We start from the raw sequence: 17,650 nt of genomic DNA, 5'->3' as shown, positions 1-17,650 counted from the left end.
GAAGCGAACCTATGTGGAGGCGGGCACGCATTTTTGGCGTGCTTTTGGCTATCGCGTGCGTGACGTGCCCGGAAGTGAGCGTAAGCGCGTCAGACACCGCAACGAAAATCGAGATCGGAAAAAGCGCAATTGGTGCTCCGCCGGCCGAATTCGAATTTTTACCGTTGAGCGAAGCCAAACAAGGATCGTGGACAGTCGTCCGCGACGCAACGGCCAAAGCCGGAATTGCTATCGAGCGGGTCGGCGCACAGTCCGCCCAAGGCCGCCCCCCGCTCGCAATCTACAAGCCTACGTCACTGAAGAATGCGGAGATCAGCCTTCGCCTCAACGCCGCAGGCGGCAAGTTAAATCAGGGCGGCGGGGTCGCGGTCCGCCTTAGCAGTCCACAAGACTACTACCTCGTCCAACTGGATGCGCTGAGGGATACAGTTCTTCTGTCGCTTGTCGAAAATGGCCTATCCAAAGAGATCGTTACCGTCGATGCAGATATCTCTTCGCGTACCTGGCATACGCTGACAGTTCGGGCCAAGGACGACCAATTCATCGTCTCGCTCGACGGGACCTGGGTATTCACCGGCTTCGACAAAACTCTGTCGCAACCAGGCCGCATTGCACTTTGGACCGAAGGCGACAGCATCACGCGATTCGATGGCATCGTAATCACCCCTCTCCCCAAGTCCGAGGAATACTGATGACCTACAAGATGAAGCCGCTGTCATGCGATCCGGTGCGAATCAAGGGAATGTCCGAACGGCTGATTATCAGCCACTATGAAAACAACTACGGCGGGGCCGTGAAGCGGCTCAACCTCATTGGAGAGAAGCTCGCCGAACTCGATTTTGCCAGCGCTCCCGGGTTCCTGATCAACGGCCTCAAACGCGAAGAACTGATCGCGATGAACTCGATGATCCTTCATGAGCATTTCTTTGACAGCCTCGGCGATCGGAGTGAACCCGATGGTGTCCTGCAGGAAGCCTTGGGTCGCGATTTCGGCTCGGTTGACCGATGGCGCGCGGAATTCACAGCGATGGGCAAAGCGCTTGGCGGAGGCTCCGGTTGGGTGCTGTTGTCGTGGTCCCAACGCGACCAGAAGCTCGTCAATCAATGGGCTTCCGATCACTGCCACACCCTTGCCGGCGGCACTCCGATCCTTGCGCTCGATATGTACGAGCACTCCTACCACATCGACTTCGGCGCTAAGGCTGCGGATTACGTCGGCATCTTCATGGCGGCCGTTAATTGGCCGGCAGTGCGCCGCGCCTACGACGGAATTCGGTCATGAACCGCCGAGCGCTACAAATCCTTGCGCTGGCAATCCTGCTGCCCGCGACAACTTGTGGACCGATGGCATACACACAGGAGATGTTCAAATTGCTCGGCGAAAAGGAAATCCGCGCCAGGGTCATTGGCAAAGATATTACCGATAGCACCCACTGGGGGAGCTATCTCCGACCCGACGGCGTGCTCCTCAGCGATGAAATGGGCCGAAAGTGGACCGGGACCTGGAAAATCCAGAACAACAAACTCTGTATGTCGAATCCAAATCTGGAGACACCGGATTGCAACGAAGTCTGGATGTCGGGCGCTAACATCAGGATGCGCGCGAACAAGGATCAAGAAACTTTCGACGCGGTCGTCGAGAAGCATAGAGCGAACTGACTACTAGCATCACGCTGACAAGAGCAAGAACCGGGCGATCAACCCAACCAAGGAGGACCGAACAAATGCGTAAGATGCTTTGGATGATGGTTTCATTTCTCGCAACCGCGTTTGCCGCCAGTGCGAGCGCGCAGGAAATCGACTGGCAAAAGGTTGACGACGCGTTCGGGCGGAAGCCCGCCGTGTCGGGCGACGTGCATCGGTATGGCTTTCCTCGCACCGATCTCGCCGTGACGCTCGATGGTGTCACTATCAAGCCCGCGTTGGCTCTCGGCGGCTGGGTCGCATTTAAGCCGATGCATGGGGAAACCATGATCATGGGCGACCTCGTGCTGCTGGAGAGCGAGATCAATCCAGTGATGCTCAAGTTGATCGAAGGCGGACTTGAGATCACTGCTGTGCACAACCACCTGCTGCGCGCCAGCCCCGCGACGTTCTACATGCATGTCGGCGGGCACGGCGACCCGGCCAAGATGGCGGCCGTAATCCGAGATGCGCTCGGCGCAAGTAAGACCCCACTAGCAACTCCGGTTGCGGCGGCTCCTGCGCCGGCTGTTGACCTGGACACGGTGCAGCTCGATCAAATCATTGGCGTCAAGGGACAGGCGAACGGCGGCGTCTACCAGTTTGCGGTGCCACGGCGCGACCCGGTCACGGAATCCGGAATGCCAATTACGCCTGTCGGACCCATGGGAGTTGCGATCGCCATTGGCTTCCAGCCGACCGGTGGCGGCAAGGCCGCCATCACCGGCGATTTCGTTCTGACCAATGACGAAGTGAATCCCGTGATCAAGGCGTTGCGGTCGAACGGCATCGACGTGACTGCGGTCCACAGCCACATGCTGAACGAACAACCGCGACTCTTCTTCCTGCATTTCTGGGCCAATGACGATGCATTGAAGCTTGCCAAGGGATTGCGCGCCGCACTGGACAAGACGGCGAGCACGAAGAGCTAGGTCTCCCTGTTTTCAAACACCGAAAGGAACTCTCATCATGAAAATCTTTGCGACGGCGTTGCTGATTCTTACTTGCCTTTGTACCGCTAATGAAGCGGCACAGGCTCAATCCAGCTGCAAGGTGTGCAGCGAACAGCAGGCAGCGTGCATGAAGAATTATGCCGGGCCGACCTGCAAGTCCGAGTATAAAATGTGCATGAAATCTTGCGGGAAGAAGTCGTGAACCGCCGATTTGCTTGGGATTTGGCGCAACCATGAAGAAATTGTCTGTATTCGCTGCCGTAACAATAGGCTCGCTCTCGTCCACGATCGGGCCCGTCGCGGCAGAGAACGTACAAAAACTTTCGGGCAATCAAATCCGTGCAAAAATCGCCGGAATGCAATTCACTGACGAAGTGCATTGGCGCGACGTCTACGACCGTGACGGCTCGTTGAGAAGCTATGCAGACGGAAAGAAAAGAGTCGGTAAATGGGTAATCGAGAAGGACGAGCTCTGTTTTTATTTCGAGGAACCGGAAGATGGTTGTTACGAAGTGTCGCTCTCGGGGAATCGCATTGAGATGAAGCCTTCCGGGTTGGGTTTGACCATCGAAGGTATTCTCCAGAAGCCAACTGATCGTAACTGAGTGGAAGTGTAAATGACGATGCAAGACAGCCCGACCAGCATCAGCCGGCCGGTCCTGCGACGATCCGACGGCAAGGGCGAAATTCGGGATATCACAACGGGCGGGGCATGACATGACGACGACTACAACGACAATTCCGAGCGGCCGGATCAGCGAGTTGGTGCGGTACTTCCTGCGCCTCGGCTTTCTCGGCTTCGGCGGTCCGGTCGCGCTCGTCGGTCAAATGGAGCGCGAGCTTGTCGATGAGCGCAAATGGCTCACGAAGGAGCAGATGCGGGAGTCAATCGCGATCTGCCAGTCGCTTCCCGGTCCTCTCGCGATCCAGGTTGGCATCTATGTTTCCTATCTACGTGGCGGATTTTGGGGAGCTTGGGCGGGTGGCTGGGCTTTCATCCTTCCGAACTTTGTCATCGTCGCCGCACTCGGTGCCCTCTATGTCTATCTCGGCGACCTGCAGCCGGTAACCGCCATCTTCTACGGCGTGAGCCCGGCCGTGATCGCGCTGATCCTGCATTCCTGCTACCGGCTGGCCAAGCTTGGCATGGAAGACTGGTTGCAATGGGCGATCGCGGCGGTTTGCCTCGTGGTCACCGTCGTTCTGCAGGCCGAAGTCGCGTTGCTGTTCATCGGCGCAGGCATCGTCGGCATTTTGTATTACGGCAGCCTGTTCAAGAAAACGCCACCAGCGCTGTCGGTGACCGTGGCGCCGGTTCTCGCGCAGCTCGCGCCTACCGCCTCCGGCTCCATCCTCGGCAAGCTTTTGCTGTTCTTCCTCAAGGCGGGCTCGCTCACCTTTGGAAGCGGCCTTGTGATCGTGCCGTTCCTTGAGCAGGGACTGGTTCAGCAATTCGGCTGGCTGGATCAACGTCAGTTCCTGATCGCAGTTGCCATCGGCATGATCAGCCCGGGACCGGTTGTGATCACCGCGACCTTTGTCGGCTATCTCGTCGCGGGATTCTGGGGCTCGGTCGTCTCGACGATCGGCATTTTCCTTCCATCGTTTCTGCTGGTGCTGATAGCAGCGGCAATCCCAACGTGCAGGGATTCGTCAAGGGCGCCTACGCGGCGGCGATCGGAACGATCCTGGGAGCCTGCATCCTCTTGGGACGGATCGCCGTCGGTGATTGGCTGACCGCCTTGATCGGGCCGGTCTCGCTCGCTGTTCTGTTCCGCTGGAAAGTCAGCAACCCACTCCTGATTGCCGCAACGGCAGTCGTCGGCCTGATCGCGTTTCCGTTGCTGCAGCCCACTTGGGTCATGACGAAATTCTAGATGGAAGAAGACGAAATGGGGCGATAACAACCCACCGAAGGAGGTCAAGATGACCCGAAGAAAGATGTTGCTAATGACTGGCGGCGCGACGGTGCTTGGACTAGCCGCCTTGGTAGGCTTCGCCGATCAGAATGCTATCTTTGCAGACGACGATGATGACGAAGGTCAGGAGAGGCTCATCAAACTGTTGGACACTTCGAAGATCAACCTCCAGCAGGGTCTAGCGGCCAGCGAACAGCAGGGCCAGCCGATCTCGGCTAAATTCGAGGTCGACGAGGGCAAGCTCCAGCTTTCGGTCTACGCCGCGAAAGATGGCAAGTTCTCGGAGGTGCTGGTCGACTATACCAATGGCAAAATGATGAAGGCGGAGCCAATCACCGAGGGAGACGACCTCGCAGCGGCCAAATCGCAGAGCGCGGCGATGGCCAAGGCAAAGACCACGTTGAAGGACGCGGTCGATAAGGCCGTCGCCCAGTCAGCCAAAATCCGGGTGGTAAGTGCAGTGCCCAGCCTGAAAGACGGGCGTCCCGTTGTATCGATTGCCTTTCTCGACGGCGAACAAATGAAAACTGTGCAACAGCCCTTGGATTAGGGGGGCTGCGCTGAGCAACGCATCGGCAGAGAGACGCCGTTCGTCCCTCGGGAAGGGTGTGGCGATGTTAAATTCGCTTCGGACAACCTTGATGGTGTTAGCCAGCATTGTGATGCTGGTTAACGCCGCAGCCCCTGCTCAGTCAGCGGATGCAAGCCCGCTTCAGCTCGAGACCAAAATTGTGCTGGGCGACGTGCGTGGCCGCATCGATCACATGGCCATCGACTTGAAGAGGCAACGTCTGTTCGTTGCCGAATTGGGCAATGACACCGTTGGCATCGTCGATCTTCCAAATCGCAAATTGATCCGCAGGATCGCGGGACTGAAGCACCCGCAAGGCGTCGGGTACGAGCCCACGACCGATATGCTTTATGTCGCCAATGCCGGTGACGGCTCGGTGCAATTGTTCGAAGGGAGCGACTACAAGGCCACGGGACGAATCGAGCTTGGCAGCGACGCCGACAATATTCGCATCGACGCGACGGCCCATCGGGTCTTGATCGGGTACGGCAGTGGGGCGCTGGCCGTGATCGATCCCGCAACCTGCAGTCGGGTGGGGGACATTTCACTAAAGGCGCACCCCGAAAGTTTCCAGATCGACCCGGATACCAGCCAGATCTTCGTCAACGTCCCGGAGGCGCGAGGGATCGCGGTCGTGGATCACGGTTCGCAAAAGCAAATCGGAAAATGGCCGCTGGCCAATCGGAGTGCGAATTTTCCGATGGCCCTTGATCCGGTCCGTCGCCATGTCCTCGTGATCTTTCGCTCTTCTGCCGAACTCGGCGTCTTTTCAATGACGGACGGCAAGCCGATCGCGACGACCGAGACCTGCGGCGATGCCGATGACCTCTTTGTTGATGCCAAACGCGCACGCATTTACGTCAGAGCTTCCTGGATATTTTGGAAGCGAAAGAAACGACGTACGCACGGATCGCGCGCATCCCCACGGTTTCCGGCGCCCGAACTTCGCTCTTTGTGCCGGAGATGGATCGTCTGCTGCTTGCCGTCCGGGCGAGTTCCGGAGAGCCCGCAGCCATTTGGATATTCCGGCCAATGCCTTGATTCCGTCGCCATGGCACCGAGGACAAATGCATGTGCGCGAAACGGAAGCGTTCGAAACCGAGACTTTCGAAATGGTTCGCGCCGGGGGCGATCATCGCTGCGTGTTTCGCCGCATGGTCCGGCCCCGCTTGGGCCTATCGGCCGTTCGACGGAACTGATGCCGCGGTAGCCGCGCCGGGAGAACTGGAAATCGAGTTTCAGCCGGCCGGCCGCCTGCGTGACAGCGGAACCACCACTCTGATCGCGCCGGCAACGGTGGTTAATTACGGATTGAGCGAGGGATGGGAAGCCGTGTTCGAGGGGGCGGGCCAAACTCCGCTGTCGCCTACGGGCCCAACCAGCCTGACGGCAGCGGGAGCATTCCTCAAGCATGTGCTGCAGCCCGGCAGTCTGCAGGATAAGAGCGGCCCCAGCATCGCGACTGAATTTGGCGTGCTGCTTCCGGACAGCATGGGGAGTTCAGGCGTCGGCGCAAGCCTGGCCGGCATCGTCTCGCAGCGCTGGGATTGGGGGACGATCCACTTGAACGCGGAGACAGCGCTCACCCGCGACCATCACGCTGATGTTTTTCTTGGCGGCATCGTCGAAGGACCGTCAAAATGGTCGGTCCGGCCGGTTGCGGAGTTCTTTTACGAGAAGGACTTTGGCCAATTCGAAACGATATCCGCGCTCGTCGGTCTGATCTGGCGGGTCCGCGACAATCTCAGTTTCGACGTCGGGGTGCGTCACGCGCTCACGAACGGCCATCCGGTGAACGAAATACGCGCAGGCTTGACGTTCGGCTTCCCGCTACGGATGTTCGGTGAACGCTCACAGCAGTCCAGATGAGTTCGAATGCCTCTAGCGCCGCTCCTGGATCTGGCCACTGCTATCAACGACGAGGGAGACAAAGGGCTCGGGCGCAATGCGTCGCGGGAGCGTGAAGCTGCGTCGAAATTACTCTCAAAATGAAAAAGCCGGACGCGACGAACGCATCCGGCTTTCTAACGTAACGTATGTGCAGCGCCTGTTACGTCCGCTTGGCGATATCGACGTAATCGCGGCGGGCGACGCCGGTGTAGAGCTGGCGCGGACGGCCGATTTTCTGATGCGGGTCCTCGATCATCTCGCTCCACTGGCTGATCCAGCCGACGGTGCGGGCGACGGCGAACAGCACGGTGAACATCGAGGTCGGGAAACCCATCGCCTTCAGCGTGATGCCCGAATAGAAGTCGACGTTCGGATAGAGCTTGCGGTCGATGAAGTAGGGATCGCTGAGCGCGATCTTTTCCAGCTCAAGTGCGACCTTGAGCATCGGATCGTCGCCATGGCCGGTCTCGGCCAGCACCGCGTGACACATCTTCTGCATGATCTTGGCGCGCGGATCGTAGTTCTTGTAGACGCGGTGGCCAAAGCCCATCAGGCGGACTTCGCTGTTCTTGTCCTTCACCCTCGCGATGAAGTCGGGGATCTTGTCGACGGTACCGATGTCGGCCAGCATCGCCAGCGCCGCCTCGTTGGCGCCGCCATGCGCCGGACCCCACAGGCAGGCGATGCCGGCGGCGATACAGGCGAACGGGTTGGCGCCGGAGGAGCCGGCGATACGCACCGTCGAGGTCGAGGCGTTCTGTTCGTGGTCGGCGTGCAGGATGAAGATCTTGTCGAGCGCGTCGGCCAGCACCGGATTGATCTTGTATTCCTCGCAGGGCACCGCGAAGCACATGTTGAGGAAGTTCTCGGCGAAGGTCAGCGAGTTTTTCGGATACACGAAGGGCTGGCCGATGGTGTATTTGAAGGCCATCGCGGCCAGCGTCGGGATCTTCGCGATCATGCGCATCGAGGCGATCATGCGCTGCTGCGGATCGTTGATGTCGGTACTGTCGTGATAGAACGCAGCCAGCGCGCCGACCGACGCCACCATGACGGCCATCGGATGAGCGTCGCGGCGGAAACCCTGGAAGAAGCGGGCCATCTGTTCGTGAACCATGGTGTGATGGATCACGCGATTGTCAAAGTCCTTCTTCTGCGCCGGGGTCGGAAGCTCCCCGTAAAGCAGGAGGTAGCAGGTTTCGAGGAAGTCGCCATGTTCGGCGAGCTGCTCGATCGGGTAGCCGCGGTATTCCAAAATACCGGCGTCGCCGTCGATATAGGTGATCTTGGACTGGCAACTGCCGGTGGAGGTAAAGCCGGGGTCATAGGTGAACATCCCGGCCTGGCCGTAGAGCTTGGCGATGTCGATGACATCAGGCCCGACCGTGCCGCTTAAAATCGGGAAATCATAGGTCTTGTTACCGACGGTGAGGGTAGCTGTTTTGGTGCTGGATTTTGCGTCCATCGTGAAGTCCCCGATGAAATCGTTGCGAAAAGCCGGGCTGACCTTGGTGCCATTCTACAGCAGATGGTGAGGCAGGCCGGGTTGTCTAGAAGGCTGCCTTAAATGGGTAGCTTATTGCCCTGTGCACTGCAAGATGGCCGCCGCGCAGGTGCGATACCACCTTATGCGGAGGCCTGATCGGCCAGCCGGGCCAGGCATTCCTGCCGTCCCAGCACCGCCAGGACGTCGAAGATACCAGGCGAAGTCGTCCGTCCGGTCAGCGCCACCCGCAGCGGCTGGGCGACCGCGCCGAGCTTGAGGTTGTTGGCATCCGCGAAATTCCGCATGGCGGTTTCAGCGGTCTCCGAACGCCAATCGGTGACCGCTTCCAGCGCGGCGCGGAGCTTGCCGATCAGTTCGCGGGTTTCCGGCGTCAGCAAGGCCAGAGCCTTCGGCTCGATCTCGAGCGGCCGGTCGGCAAAGATGAAATAGGAACCCGCGATCAGCTCGATCAGCGTCTTGGCGCGCTCTTTCAGGCTCGGCATCGCCCGCAGCAATTGTGCGCGCGTGGTGTCGTTGAGTTTCGCCTTCAAATCGGCGCCGTCGGGGACGTAATCCAGCACGTTCTCGAACTGGCTCACGAGAAATTGGTCGTCGCTGTGCCGGATATAATGGCCGTTGAGATTTTCCAGTTTTGCGAAGTCGAACCGCGCCGCGGATCGCCCGATCTGTGGCAGGTCGAATGCGTCGATCATCTCCTGGGTCGAAAAGATCTCCTGGTCGCCATGGCTCCAGCCGAGCCGCACCAGATAGTTGCGCAGCGCCGCCGGCAGATATCCCATGGCGCGGTAGGCGTCGACGCCGAGCGCGCCGTGGCGCTTGGAGAGTTTTGAGCCGTCCGGGCCGTGGATCAAGGGGATATGGGACATGTTCGGGAGATCCCACTCCAGCGCGTCGTAGATCTGCTTCTGGCGCGCGGCGTTGATGAGATGATCGTCGCCCCGGATCACATGGGTGATGCCCATGTCGTGGTCGTCGACCACGACCGCCAGCATGTAGGTCGGGTTGCCGTCACCGCGCAAAAGCACGAGGTCGTCGAGGTTCTCGTTCTGCCAGACCACGCGGCCCTGAACCTGGTCCTCGATCACGGTCTCGCCGGTCTGCGGCGCCTTGAGGCGGATGGTCGGTTTCATGCCGGCCAAGGCTTCTGCGGGCTCGCGGTCCCGCCACAGGCCGTTATAGAGCCGCGTGCGGCCCTCGGCGCGCGCCTCCTCGCGCATCGCCGTCAGCTCTTCCGGGGTGGCGTAGCAGCGATAGGCCTTGCCGCTGGCCAGCAATTGCTCCGCCACCTCGCGGTGGCGGGCGGCGCGGGTAAACTGGTAGACGACGTCGCCGTCCCACTCGATCCCGAGCCATTTCAGGCCGTCGAGAATGGCCGCGATCGCGGGTTCGGTCGAGCGCTCGCGATCGGTGTCCTCGATCCGCAGCAGCATTTTGCCGCCGCGCTTCCTGGCGTAGAGCCAGTTGAACAGCGCGGTGCGGCCGCCCCCGATGTGGAGGAAGCCGGTCGGCGAGGGGGCGAAGCGGGTTACGACGGATTCAGTCATTGCGGGGGCAGGGCCTATGCGTGAACGGCCGTGGTGTATAGCAGGAACCGTGCATAACTAAAGCCTTGGCAATTAAGGCCTTGGCCGCGCCCCGAATTCGGCGAACGCCACTTGGCTGGACCGGGCGAATTTGGCAGAAGGTCCGCTTGAACGCCTGCGGGAATCCTTACATGACGACAGAAACGGCGGCGGCAGAGGCGGGGCGCGATTTCATTCGCGACATCGTCCAGGCCGATCTCGACTCCAAAAAGCACAAAGGGATCGTCACCCGATTCCCGCCGGAGCCGAACGGCTATCTGCACATCGGCCACGCCAAGTCGATCGCGCTCAATTTCGGTATCGCGCAGGAGTTTGCCGGCCGCTGCCATCTCAGGTTCGACGACACCAATCCGACCAAGGAAGAGCAGGAATATATCGATTCCATCCAGGCCGACGTGCACTGGCTCGGCTACGACTGGGGAACCGACCTCTATTACGCCTCGGACTATTTCGAGCGGCTGTATGACTGGGCGGAGGGCCTGATCAAGGACGGTCACGCCTATGTCGACGACCAGTCGCAGGAGGAAATCCGGTTTTCGCGCGGCACGCTGACGGAACCCGGCAAGAACTCGCCGTTCCGCGACCGGCCCGTTGACGAAAACCTCGATCTGTTCCGGCGCATGAAGGCCGGCGAGTTTCCAAACGGCGCCCGCGTGCTGCGCGCCAAGATCGACATGGCCGCCGGCAATATCAATTTGCGGGATCCCGTGCTCTATCGGATCCTGCATGCCGAGCACCCGCGCACCGGCACGAAATGGTCGATCTATCCGAGCTACGACTACGCCCACGGCCAGTCGGACGCGATCGAGGGCATCACGCATTCGATCTGCACGCTGGAATTCGAGGACCACCGGCCGCTCTATGAATGGCTGCTGGACAAATTGCCGGTGCCGTCGAAACCGCGCCAGTACGAATTCGCGCGGCTCAATCTGACCTACACGCTGCTGTCGAAGCGCGTGCTGACCCTGCTCGTGCGCGAAGGCCATGTCGCGGGCTGGGACGATCCGCGCATGCCGACGATCGCAGGCCTCAAGCGGCGCGGGGTGCCGCCGGCGGCGGTGCGCGAATTCGTCAAGCGGATCGGCGTGGCGAAGGCCAACAGCGTGGTCGATGTCGGCATGCTCGAGTTCTGTATCCGCGAGGAGCTCAACAGGACGTCGTTGCGGCGCATGGCCGTGCTGCGGCCGTTGAAGGTCGTGATCGAGAATTATCCGGAAGGCCAGGTCGAGCAGCTCGAGGCGATCAACCATCCCGACGATCCCGCAGCCGGCACGCGCAAGATCGCGTTCGGCCGCGAGCTCTATATCGAGCGCGACGATTTTATGGAAAATCCGCCGAAGAAATTCTTCCGCCTCTCGCCGGGCACCGAAGTGCGGCTGCGCTACGCCTATTTCATCAAGTGCACGGGCGTGATTAAGGATGCGGCCGGCGAAATCGTCGAACTCCGCTGCACCTATGATCCCGCAACAAAGGGCGGCAACGCGCCCGACGGCCGCAAGGTGAAAGCCACCATGCACTGGCTGCCGGCGGCGCAGTCACGCCCTGCGGAAATCCGCATCTACAATCAGCTGTTCTCAAAACCCAATCCGGACGCCGGCAATTTCGCCGCCGACATCAACCCTCAGTCGCTGGAAATTCTTGCCGACGCGCGGGTCGAGAACGCGATTGCGGAAACCAATTCCAGCGACGTGATGCAGTTCGAGCGCCAGGGCTATTTTGTGCGGGATGCCGACTCGCGGCCGGACAGGCTGGTGTTCAACCGCACCATTGGGCTCCGCGACACCTTTGCGAAGGAAGTCGGCGGCAAGGGGTGAGGGCGGCGATGCGAAACGCGGCTGAAGACGTCGTAGCAGCGATCATCGAGCGATGGTCGGCCGGATTCAGCAAACTCGACGCCAACGCTCTCGCATCGCTCTACTCGAACAACGCCTTCTTCTTCGGCTCGAACCCGACGCTGTATCGCGGCAACGAGGGCGTCGCCGCCTATTTCAACGGGCTGCCGCGCTGGGCTTCGCCGAGCGTTCAATTCACCGATATCACGACGGCGTCGGTCGGTTCAGACCTGATCAATTTCGCTGGCACGGCGTCATTCTTCATCAACGAAGGCGAACCGCTGCTGTCGGTCAAGATCAGCTGGGTCATCGCGCGCGAGGGCGGTGAGTGGCGCATTGTCAGCCACCACGTCTCCTCCAAGACCCCGCTGATCGAGCGGTAAGCGGGTCGGATGTCAGCTGGCGCGACTGCTGCTAGATGTCGTAATAGAGATGAAACTCGTGGGGATGAGGGCGCAGCCGGATGGCATCGACCTCCTTTTTTCGCTTGTAGTCGAGCCAGGTTTCGATCACGTCGCGGGTGAACACTTCGCCGCGCAGCAGGAATGCGTGATCGCGTTCGAGCGCGTCAAGCGCCTGGTCCAGCGATCCGGGCGTCGACTTCACGTCCTTCGCCTCGGCGGGCGGAAGGTCGTAAAGATTCTTGTCGATCGGCCTGCCCGGGTCGATCCGGTTGTTGATGCCGTCGAGGCCGGCCATCAGCATGGCGGCGAAGGCCAGGTAGGGATTACAGGACGGATCCGGCGAACGAAACTCGACGCGCTTTGCCCGCGGGTTGGGCGAATACATCGGAATGCGGCAGCAGGCTGAGCGATTGCGTTGGGAATAGACCAGGTTGATCGGAGCTTCGTAACCCGGCACCAGCCGCCGATAGGAGTTCGTGGTGGGGGCGCAAAGCCCGCATAACGCCCAGGCGTGGGTCAGCAGCCCACCGATGTAATAGCGGCCGAGCTCGCTCAGCTCGGCGTAGTCCCCCTTGTCGTAGAACAGGTTGGTCTCGCCTTTCCACAGACTCTGATGAACGTGCATTCCCGAGGCGTTGTCCTCGAACAGCGGTTTGGGCATGAACGTCGCGGTCATGCCGTTTTGGCGGGCAGTATTCTTCACCACGTATTTGTAGATCATCAGATTGTCGGCCATGCGGGTGAGCGTGGTGAAGCGCATGTCGATTTCGTTTTGGCCGCCGGTTGCGACCTCATGGTGATGAGCTTCGATCGCGATCCCCAGCTGTTCCATCGTCAGCACCATTTCGGTGCGGAGATCCTGCATGCTGTCAGTCGGAGGAACCGGAAAGTATCCCTCCTTCGGGCGCGGCTTGTGGCCCAAATTCGGCGCTTCCTTCGTGCCAGTGTTCCAGCTGCCCTCGCTGGAATCAATTTCGTGGAAAGCGTAGTTGATACCCTGTCCGTAGCGAACGTCGTTGAATACGAAGAACTCGGCCTCCGGGCCGAAATAGCTCGTATCGGCGCGGCTGCTGCCCTTGAGGTAGATCTCAGCCTTCTGGGCGATATAGCGGGCGTCGCGGCTATAGGATTGACCGGTCACTGGATCTCTGATGTTGCAAATCAGGACCAGGGTCGTTGCCGGGGAAAACGGGTCGCGGAAGGCCGTCGTCGGGTCCGGGACGACCAGCATGTCGCTTTCCTGGATCTCCTGGAAGCCGCGGATCGATGAGCCGTCGAACCCAATGCCGTCGTTGAGAGCATCGACATTCACTGCGCTCGGCGGGACGGAAAAATGCTGCCACACCCCCGGCAAGTCGGTGAACCGGAGATCGACCATCTGGACCTTCTCGTCCTTGATCGTCTTCATGAGATCTTCGGCTGTCGTGCAATTCGGAACCATGGCTTAGCTCCTGTCACCGAGAGGGGGCGCCTCGAAAATCGTGCTGCCGTTCAGCGGCTGCCAAGCTCCCACGCCGCCGCCGCGCCGATTCTCGATCTGGCATGGTGGCGCTCGCATTCAGACACGCCTTGTCACGCGCGAGCCGGCAGCTTCAGCTTTGGTGCGGCCCGCGCATGAGTTTCATGGCGTCTTCGATATGCCGCCAGTCCTTGGCCAGTTCGGACTCGCCCTTTGCTTCAAGGTCGATGGCGTTCTGGGCAGCTTCCGCAATGGCCTTCACGCCGTGTGCTTCCAGTAACTGCCGCGCATAATCATGGATTTCGATTTCTCGCATGGCGTCATGCTCCTCTCGCTCTGCGCGCGGCCATGAACTCCAGCCGGACAGCAGAACCGTAGACGTTGACACCTATCAAGCCCGCACAGTTTCATCCTGGCGCGGGACAGTTGCAAGAGCCTCCTTCCAAATTATGGGCTGCCAAGACGTTGGCCGGATGCATTGTCATCAGTGCATCACCACATACAGGGAAGGAAGGGAGGTGAGCATCATGCGTATTCAACACTGGCAGGACGTTGCCAGCCTGTTGGTGGGGGTGTGGCTGGTCGTGTCACCCTTTGCCCTGGGCTTTGCCGGGGCCGCCGTCTGGCTATCCATCGCACTTGGGTTGGGCGTCATCCTGTTTGCCGTCGAGGCATTTGTCATTCCATCCTATTTGGAGGAATGGGGAGAGATGCTGCTGGGGCTGGCTCTGGTGCTGGTACCTTGGACGGTTGGCTACGAGCAGGTCTCAGCTACGGTAAGCAGCTTGCTGTCGGGCATACTGGTGATCCTGCTCGCTGGCTGGGAGCTGATGACGGATCGTGAATTCACCACCTGGTGGCACGATCGCTGGCACCACCCGGCCGGCTGAGAAGGAGAGTTGGCCGAGCCATTCGTCCGACCGCTATCCGCTGGCGGTCGGAGCGGCGGACGTCGTCTAGCGCATGATCTGGGCCCTAAGGGCCCGCGCAAGGTGGGCACCGGTTTCCGAAGAAATCATGCTGAGGCAAAAGGCCGGAACGGGACGACGTTTTGAAGCAACGTCGTCACACTCCGGCCGGAGGCGGATCGTCACACCCCGCTGCAGGGCCCGACGGCCCTGCAGCAGCGTTATTCCGTCACGATGCGAGTCTCGGCTCAATCGGCTGCCAGATGCTGGTCTTGCGAGTCTCGGGCATCAGGAAGAGGGCGAGCACGAAGCACACCGCGGGCACCGCAATCGGGTAAATCAGCGCGTAGCCGACGCTGCCGGTGGCCGCGAAAGCCGCCGAAGTGATGAACGGCACCAATCCGCCACCCCAGCCGTTGCCGATGTGATACGGCACCGAGACCGACGTGTACCTGATCCTGCCTGGGAAGAATTCCGCCAGGAACGCGCCGACCGGCCCGTACACCATCCCGACATAGCAAACGAGGATGAAGATGATGAAGATCGCGATCGGATAATTGATGTTTCCGGGCTGCGTGACCGTTCCCAGCCACAGATACAGCGGATAGTACGTGATCGCGGCGAGCAGCATGCCGCCCAGGATCACCGGCTTGCGGCCGATATGATCCGACAGCCAGCCGAAGAAGATCAGGCTCGGCGTTGCAATCAGCAACGCAGCCCCCACGATGTAGGCCGAGGTCACAGGGTCCACCTTGGAGACCTGCTGCAGAAAGTACAGCGCCCAAAACTGACCACTGTACCAGACAACTCCCTGTCCGATCAGAACGATGATGGCGATCCCGATGTACTTGATGTTGGCACTCAGGAAAGCTTCCTTCCAGGGGTTCCTGGTCATCTGCCCGCGTGCCTTGATCTCCTGGAAGATCGGCGTCTCCTGCAACTGGAGCCGGATGTAGATGGCGACGGCCACCAGCAGGAACGACAGCAGGAACGGGAGGCGCCATGCCCATTCGTCGAAGGCCTGATTACCGAAATAGGTCCGGGTCAGAACGATCACGGCCAGCGACACCACGATCCCGAGTGTCGGAGAGGTCTGCAGCCAGCCGGTGTAGTAGCCGCGCCTGTCGTCCGGCACATGCTCGGCAACATAGGTGATGGCGCCGCCATATTCGCCACCCAGGCACAGACCCTGGATCATGCGCAAGCCGAACAGAATGAACGCGGCCGCGAGACCGATCGACTGGTAGGTCGGGATCAACCCGATCGCCCCCGTCCCCAGTCCCATTCCGCTGAGCGTAATGAGGAAGGTATATTTGCGGCCGACCCGGTCGCCCATCCATCCAAATAGAAATGCTCCCAGTGGACGGATCAGGAATCCTGCAGTGAACAGCGCGATCGTGCTCAGCAGGGCGGCGACGGGGTGGGATTGCTCGAAGAACTTGACCGACAGAACGGCGGCCAGGCTGCCAAAGATATAGAAGTCATACCATTCGATGACGTTTCCGACCGACGCAGCGACAATCACGCGGCGAAAATCACTCGGTACTTGAATTGCCATGTGCTGCTCCCGTTAATTCAAAGGCTTCTCCTCGCGTTTTTCAGCGCTATTCGCTCGCGGGGTACGCTTGATGCGCGACGCTACAGGCGGGAAATGCGAGTTGCGTCCGCAACGCCTGGTCTCAGGGAAGCCTTGAACTACCTGAGAACGCCAGCGGCCTTCATACCGCGAGCCAACGTTGCCTCTGTCCCGTCTGTCCGAGAGCAGAGGGGCGACAGCAGTTTAATCCTAATGGGACTGCCATCTTATGAGACTTTCGGCTCAATCGGCCTGGGGCCGGCAGAAGAGATCATCGCTGACGTCAGCATTTCCTCCGCATTCTGCATCTGTTCCGCTATCCCGGGGCTAACACCTTCCGGTAGCCTTGGCCCTGCCAAGTGATCGTAAGGTGTAACGTTAGTGTCGGAGCAGGGCGCAACGCCGGGCCAGAGGCGAGGCTACGCCGGGACCTGGCCGCCGCGTGCGGTGGCGCCGGCGGGCGGGTTCGCGCCGGCCGGGCTCAGCGCCTGGCCACCGCTTGTCGAGAAGCTTCGCGCATGGGTTCGGGCGAAGCAGGCGCTGGCCGTTTGTTGCCCTGGGTGCCCATCGCCTTCGGCACCGGCATTGCCTTCTATTTTGCCGCCGACCATGAGCCGGTGTTGTCGGTCGCGGCCATCGTCGCGATCGCGCTGTGCGCTTTGGCGGTTCTGCTGCGGCGGAAAAAGATGTTTCCCGCCGCGGTCATGATCGCCGCGGTCGCGGCGGGCTTTGCGGTTGCGACCTGGAAGACCGCGCGGATCGCGCATGGCGTGCTGGCGCGGCCGATGTTTTCCGTGGCGCTGACGGGCTTTGTCGAAACCCGCGACATCCGCGAACGCACCGACCGTTTTGTCCTGCGCGTCGCGACCATGGAGAGCCCGCGCGGACAGACCAAACTGGAGCGCGTGCGGCTGTCGGTGAAGAAGGGCACCGCGCCTGATGTCGGCAGCTTTGTCGAATTGAAGGCGCGGCTGCAGCCGCCGCTCGCACCCTTGCGGCCCGGCAGTTACGATTTCGGCCGCGACCTGTATTTCCAGGGCATCGGCGCCTCCGGCTTTGTGATGGGCACCATCAAGGCGAAGGAGCCGCCGGCCAGCGGCGGCCTTTTGCTCGGCTACGCCGCGTTCATGCAGGGCTTGCGCGACGCGATCGACGCCCGCATCCGCAACGTCCTGGAGGGCGACAAACGCGCCATCGCCACCGCGCTGCTCACCGGCCGCCGCGACGCGATTTCGGAGCCCGTCAATGATGCGATGTTCATTTCCGGCCTCGGCCATGTGCTGTCGATATCGGGCTATCAGCTAGCTTAGCTGGTCACCAATATTCACTACGCGTCATCATCCACAGTTTTCAACGGCTTAGCGC

Annotated in this window: 16 protein-coding genes and 2 pseudogenes; 12 read left to right on the top strand and 6 right to left on the bottom strand. The window is 60.5% G+C overall.

The window, feature by feature from the left end:
* Positions 1–11 precede the first annotated feature (11 nt).
* The 7 genes and pseudogenes from V1289_RS47570 (at position 12) to V1289_RS47540 (ending at position 5,105) form a co-directional block, all read left to right on the top strand.
* Positions 12–692, top strand: a complete 681-nt coding sequence (locus V1289_RS47570; RefSeq protein WP_334406644.1) for a hypothetical protein — start codon at positions 12–14, stop codon at positions 690–692.
* The gene (locus tag V1289_RS47565; RefSeq protein WP_334406643.1) at positions 692–1,282 is read left to right on the top strand and encodes a superoxide dismutase; all 591 of its coding nucleotides are present in this window, start codon (positions 692–694) and stop codon (positions 1,280–1,282) included. Before V1289_RS47570 ends, V1289_RS47565 begins: the two co-directional genes overlap by 1 nt.
* Positions 1,279–1,659, top strand: a complete 381-nt coding sequence (locus tag V1289_RS47560) for a hypothetical protein (RefSeq protein WP_334406642.1) — start codon at positions 1,279–1,281, stop codon at positions 1,657–1,659. Before V1289_RS47565 ends, V1289_RS47560 begins: the two co-directional genes overlap by 4 nt.
* Positions 1,660–1,724: 65 nt before the next feature.
* Positions 1,725–2,615: a DUF1259 domain-containing protein gene (locus V1289_RS47555; protein ID WP_334406641.1), complete on the top strand. Its 891-nt coding sequence runs from the start codon at positions 1,725–1,727 to the stop codon at positions 2,613–2,615.
* Between the two features lie 254 nt (positions 2,616–2,869).
* Positions 2,870–3,241: a hypothetical protein gene (locus tag V1289_RS47550; protein ID WP_334406639.1), complete on the top strand. Its 372-nt coding sequence runs from the start codon at positions 2,870–2,872 to the stop codon at positions 3,239–3,241.
* Between the two features lie 112 nt (positions 3,242–3,353).
* Positions 3,354–4,513, top strand: a pseudogene (chrA, locus tag V1289_RS47545) (chromate efflux transporter).
* Positions 4,514–4,562: 49 nt separating this feature from the next.
* Complete coding sequence (locus V1289_RS47540; RefSeq protein WP_334406637.1) at positions 4,563–5,105, top strand: hypothetical protein; 543 nt, start codon at positions 4,563–4,565, stop codon at positions 5,103–5,105.
* A 142-nt stretch (positions 5,106–5,247) separates the two neighbouring features.
* Here V1289_RS47540 and V1289_RS47535 read toward each other — a convergent pair whose 3' ends face one another.
* A complete protein-coding gene (locus V1289_RS47535) occupies positions 5,248–5,595 on the bottom strand; it encodes a hypothetical protein (protein ID WP_334406635.1) in 348 nt (115 codons plus the stop codon).
* A gap of 602 nt (positions 5,596–6,197) precedes the next feature.
* Between V1289_RS47535 and V1289_RS47530 the strand changes: the two genes are divergently transcribed.
* Positions 6,198–6,995, top strand: a complete 798-nt coding sequence (locus V1289_RS47530; protein ID WP_334406633.1) for a hypothetical protein — start codon at positions 6,198–6,200, stop codon at positions 6,993–6,995.
* Positions 6,996–7,176: 181 nt separating this feature from the next.
* Here V1289_RS47530 and gltA read toward each other — a convergent pair whose 3' ends face one another.
* Positions 7,177–8,481, bottom strand: coding sequence for a citrate synthase (gene gltA, locus V1289_RS47525; protein ID WP_334406631.1), 1,305 nt, complete (start codon positions 8,479–8,481; stop codon positions 7,177–7,179).
* A gap of 161 nt (positions 8,482–8,642) precedes the next feature.
* On the bottom strand, positions 8,643–10,067 hold the full coding sequence (gene gltX / locus V1289_RS47520; protein ID WP_334406629.1) for a glutamate--tRNA ligase: 1,425 nt from the start codon (positions 10,065–10,067) through the stop codon (positions 8,643–8,645).
* A gap of 170 nt (positions 10,068–10,237) precedes the next feature.
* Between gltX and V1289_RS47515 the strand changes: the two genes are divergently transcribed.
* Both V1289_RS47515 and V1289_RS47510 read left to right on the top strand, forming a co-directional pair.
* Positions 10,238–11,920, top strand: a complete 1,683-nt coding sequence (locus tag V1289_RS47515) for a glutamine--tRNA ligase/YqeY domain fusion protein (RefSeq protein ID WP_334406627.1) — start codon at positions 10,238–10,240, stop codon at positions 11,918–11,920.
* Between the two features lie 8 nt (positions 11,921–11,928).
* Positions 11,929–12,321, top strand: a complete 393-nt coding sequence (locus V1289_RS47510; RefSeq protein WP_334406626.1) for a YybH family protein — start codon at positions 11,929–11,931, stop codon at positions 12,319–12,321.
* Positions 12,322–12,352: 31 nt separating this feature from the next.
* On the opposite strand, the gene glnA is transcribed toward V1289_RS47510, so the two are convergent.
* Both glnA and V1289_RS47500 read right to left on the bottom strand, forming a co-directional pair.
* Positions 12,353–13,783: a type I glutamate--ammonia ligase gene (gene glnA / locus V1289_RS47505; protein WP_334406625.1), complete on the bottom strand. Its 1,431-nt coding sequence runs from the start codon at positions 13,781–13,783 to the stop codon at positions 12,353–12,355.
* Between the two features lie 151 nt (positions 13,784–13,934).
* Positions 13,935–14,117 carry a hypothetical protein gene (locus V1289_RS47500; RefSeq protein ID WP_334406624.1) on the bottom strand — a complete coding sequence of 61 codons (183 nt, stop codon included), beginning with the start codon at positions 14,115–14,117 and terminating at the stop codon, positions 13,935–13,937.
* Between the two features lie 211 nt (positions 14,118–14,328).
* On the opposite strand from V1289_RS47500, the gene V1289_RS47495 reads away from it, so the two are divergent.
* Positions 14,329–14,691: an SPW repeat protein gene (locus tag V1289_RS47495; RefSeq protein ID WP_334407950.1), complete on the top strand. Its 363-nt coding sequence runs from the start codon at positions 14,329–14,331 to the stop codon at positions 14,689–14,691.
* A 247-nt stretch (positions 14,692–14,938) separates the two neighbouring features.
* Here V1289_RS47495 and V1289_RS47490 read toward each other — a convergent pair whose 3' ends face one another.
* The gene (locus V1289_RS47490) at positions 14,939–16,267 is read right to left on the bottom strand and encodes an MFS transporter (RefSeq protein ID WP_334406623.1); all 1,329 of its coding nucleotides are present in this window, start codon (positions 16,265–16,267) and stop codon (positions 14,939–14,941) included.
* A gap of 399 nt (positions 16,268–16,666) precedes the next feature.
* On the opposite strand from V1289_RS47490, the pseudogene V1289_RS47485 reads away from it, so the two are divergent.
* Positions 16,667–17,592: pseudogene (locus V1289_RS47485) on the top strand (DUF4131 domain-containing protein); the annotation flags it as partial.
* Between the last annotated feature and the right edge of the window lie 58 nt (positions 17,593–17,650).

This window comes from Bradyrhizobium sp. AZCC 2289 (genome assembly GCF_036924615.1).
Classification (GTDB): domain Bacteria; phylum Pseudomonadota; class Alphaproteobacteria; order Rhizobiales; family Xanthobacteraceae; genus Bradyrhizobium.
Note: the sequence above shows the minus strand (reverse complement) of the source record. Positions and strands in the feature narration are given on the sequence as shown.

What these genes read in the sequence shown, in the direction of transcription:
- V1289_RS47570 (WP_334406644.1), top strand. Translation starts at nt 12, where the DNA reads ATGTGGAGGCGGGCACGCATTTTTGGCGTGCTTTTGGCTATCGCGTGC.
- V1289_RS47565 (WP_334406643.1), top strand. Translation starts at nt 692, where the DNA reads ATGACCTACAAGATGAAGCCGCTGTCATGCGATCCGGTGCGAATCAAG.
- V1289_RS47560 (WP_334406642.1), top strand. Translation starts at nt 1,279, where the DNA reads ATGAACCGCCGAGCGCTACAAATCCTTGCGCTGGCAATCCTGCTGCCC.
- V1289_RS47555 (WP_334406641.1), top strand. Translation starts at nt 1,725, where the DNA reads ATGCGTAAGATGCTTTGGATGATGGTTTCATTTCTCGCAACCGCGTTT.
- V1289_RS47550 (WP_334406639.1), top strand. Translation starts at nt 2,870, where the DNA reads ATGAAGAAATTGTCTGTATTCGCTGCCGTAACAATAGGCTCGCTCTCG.
- V1289_RS47540 (WP_334406637.1), top strand. Translation starts at nt 4,563, where the DNA reads ATGACCCGAAGAAAGATGTTGCTAATGACTGGCGGCGCGACGGTGCTT.
- V1289_RS47535 (WP_334406635.1), bottom strand. Translation starts at nt 5,595, where the DNA reads ATGGGCCGTCGCGTCGATGCGAATATTGTCGGCGTCGCTGCCAAGCTC.
- V1289_RS47530 (WP_334406633.1), top strand. Translation starts at nt 6,198, where the DNA reads ATGTGCGCGAAACGGAAGCGTTCGAAACCGAGACTTTCGAAATGGTTC.
- gltA (WP_334406631.1), bottom strand. Translation starts at nt 8,481, where the DNA reads ATGGACGCAAAATCCAGCACCAAAACAGCTACCCTCACCGTCGGTAAC.
- gltX (WP_334406629.1), bottom strand. Translation starts at nt 10,067, where the DNA reads ATGACTGAATCCGTCGTAACCCGCTTCGCCCCCTCGCCGACCGGCTTC.
- V1289_RS47515 (WP_334406627.1), top strand. Translation starts at nt 10,238, where the DNA reads ATGACGACAGAAACGGCGGCGGCAGAGGCGGGGCGCGATTTCATTCGC.
- V1289_RS47510 (WP_334406626.1), top strand. Translation starts at nt 11,929, where the DNA reads ATGCGAAACGCGGCTGAAGACGTCGTAGCAGCGATCATCGAGCGATGG.
- glnA (WP_334406625.1), bottom strand. Translation starts at nt 13,783, where the DNA reads ATGGTTCCGAATTGCACGACAGCCGAAGATCTCATGAAGACGATCAAG.
- V1289_RS47500 (WP_334406624.1), bottom strand. Translation starts at nt 14,117, where the DNA reads ATGCGAGAAATCGAAATCCATGATTATGCGCGGCAGTTACTGGAAGCA.
- V1289_RS47495 (WP_334407950.1), top strand. Translation starts at nt 14,329, where the DNA reads ATGCGTATTCAACACTGGCAGGACGTTGCCAGCCTGTTGGTGGGGGTG.
- V1289_RS47490 (WP_334406623.1), bottom strand. Translation starts at nt 16,267, where the DNA reads ATGGCAATTCAAGTACCGAGTGATTTTCGCCGCGTGATTGTCGCTGCG.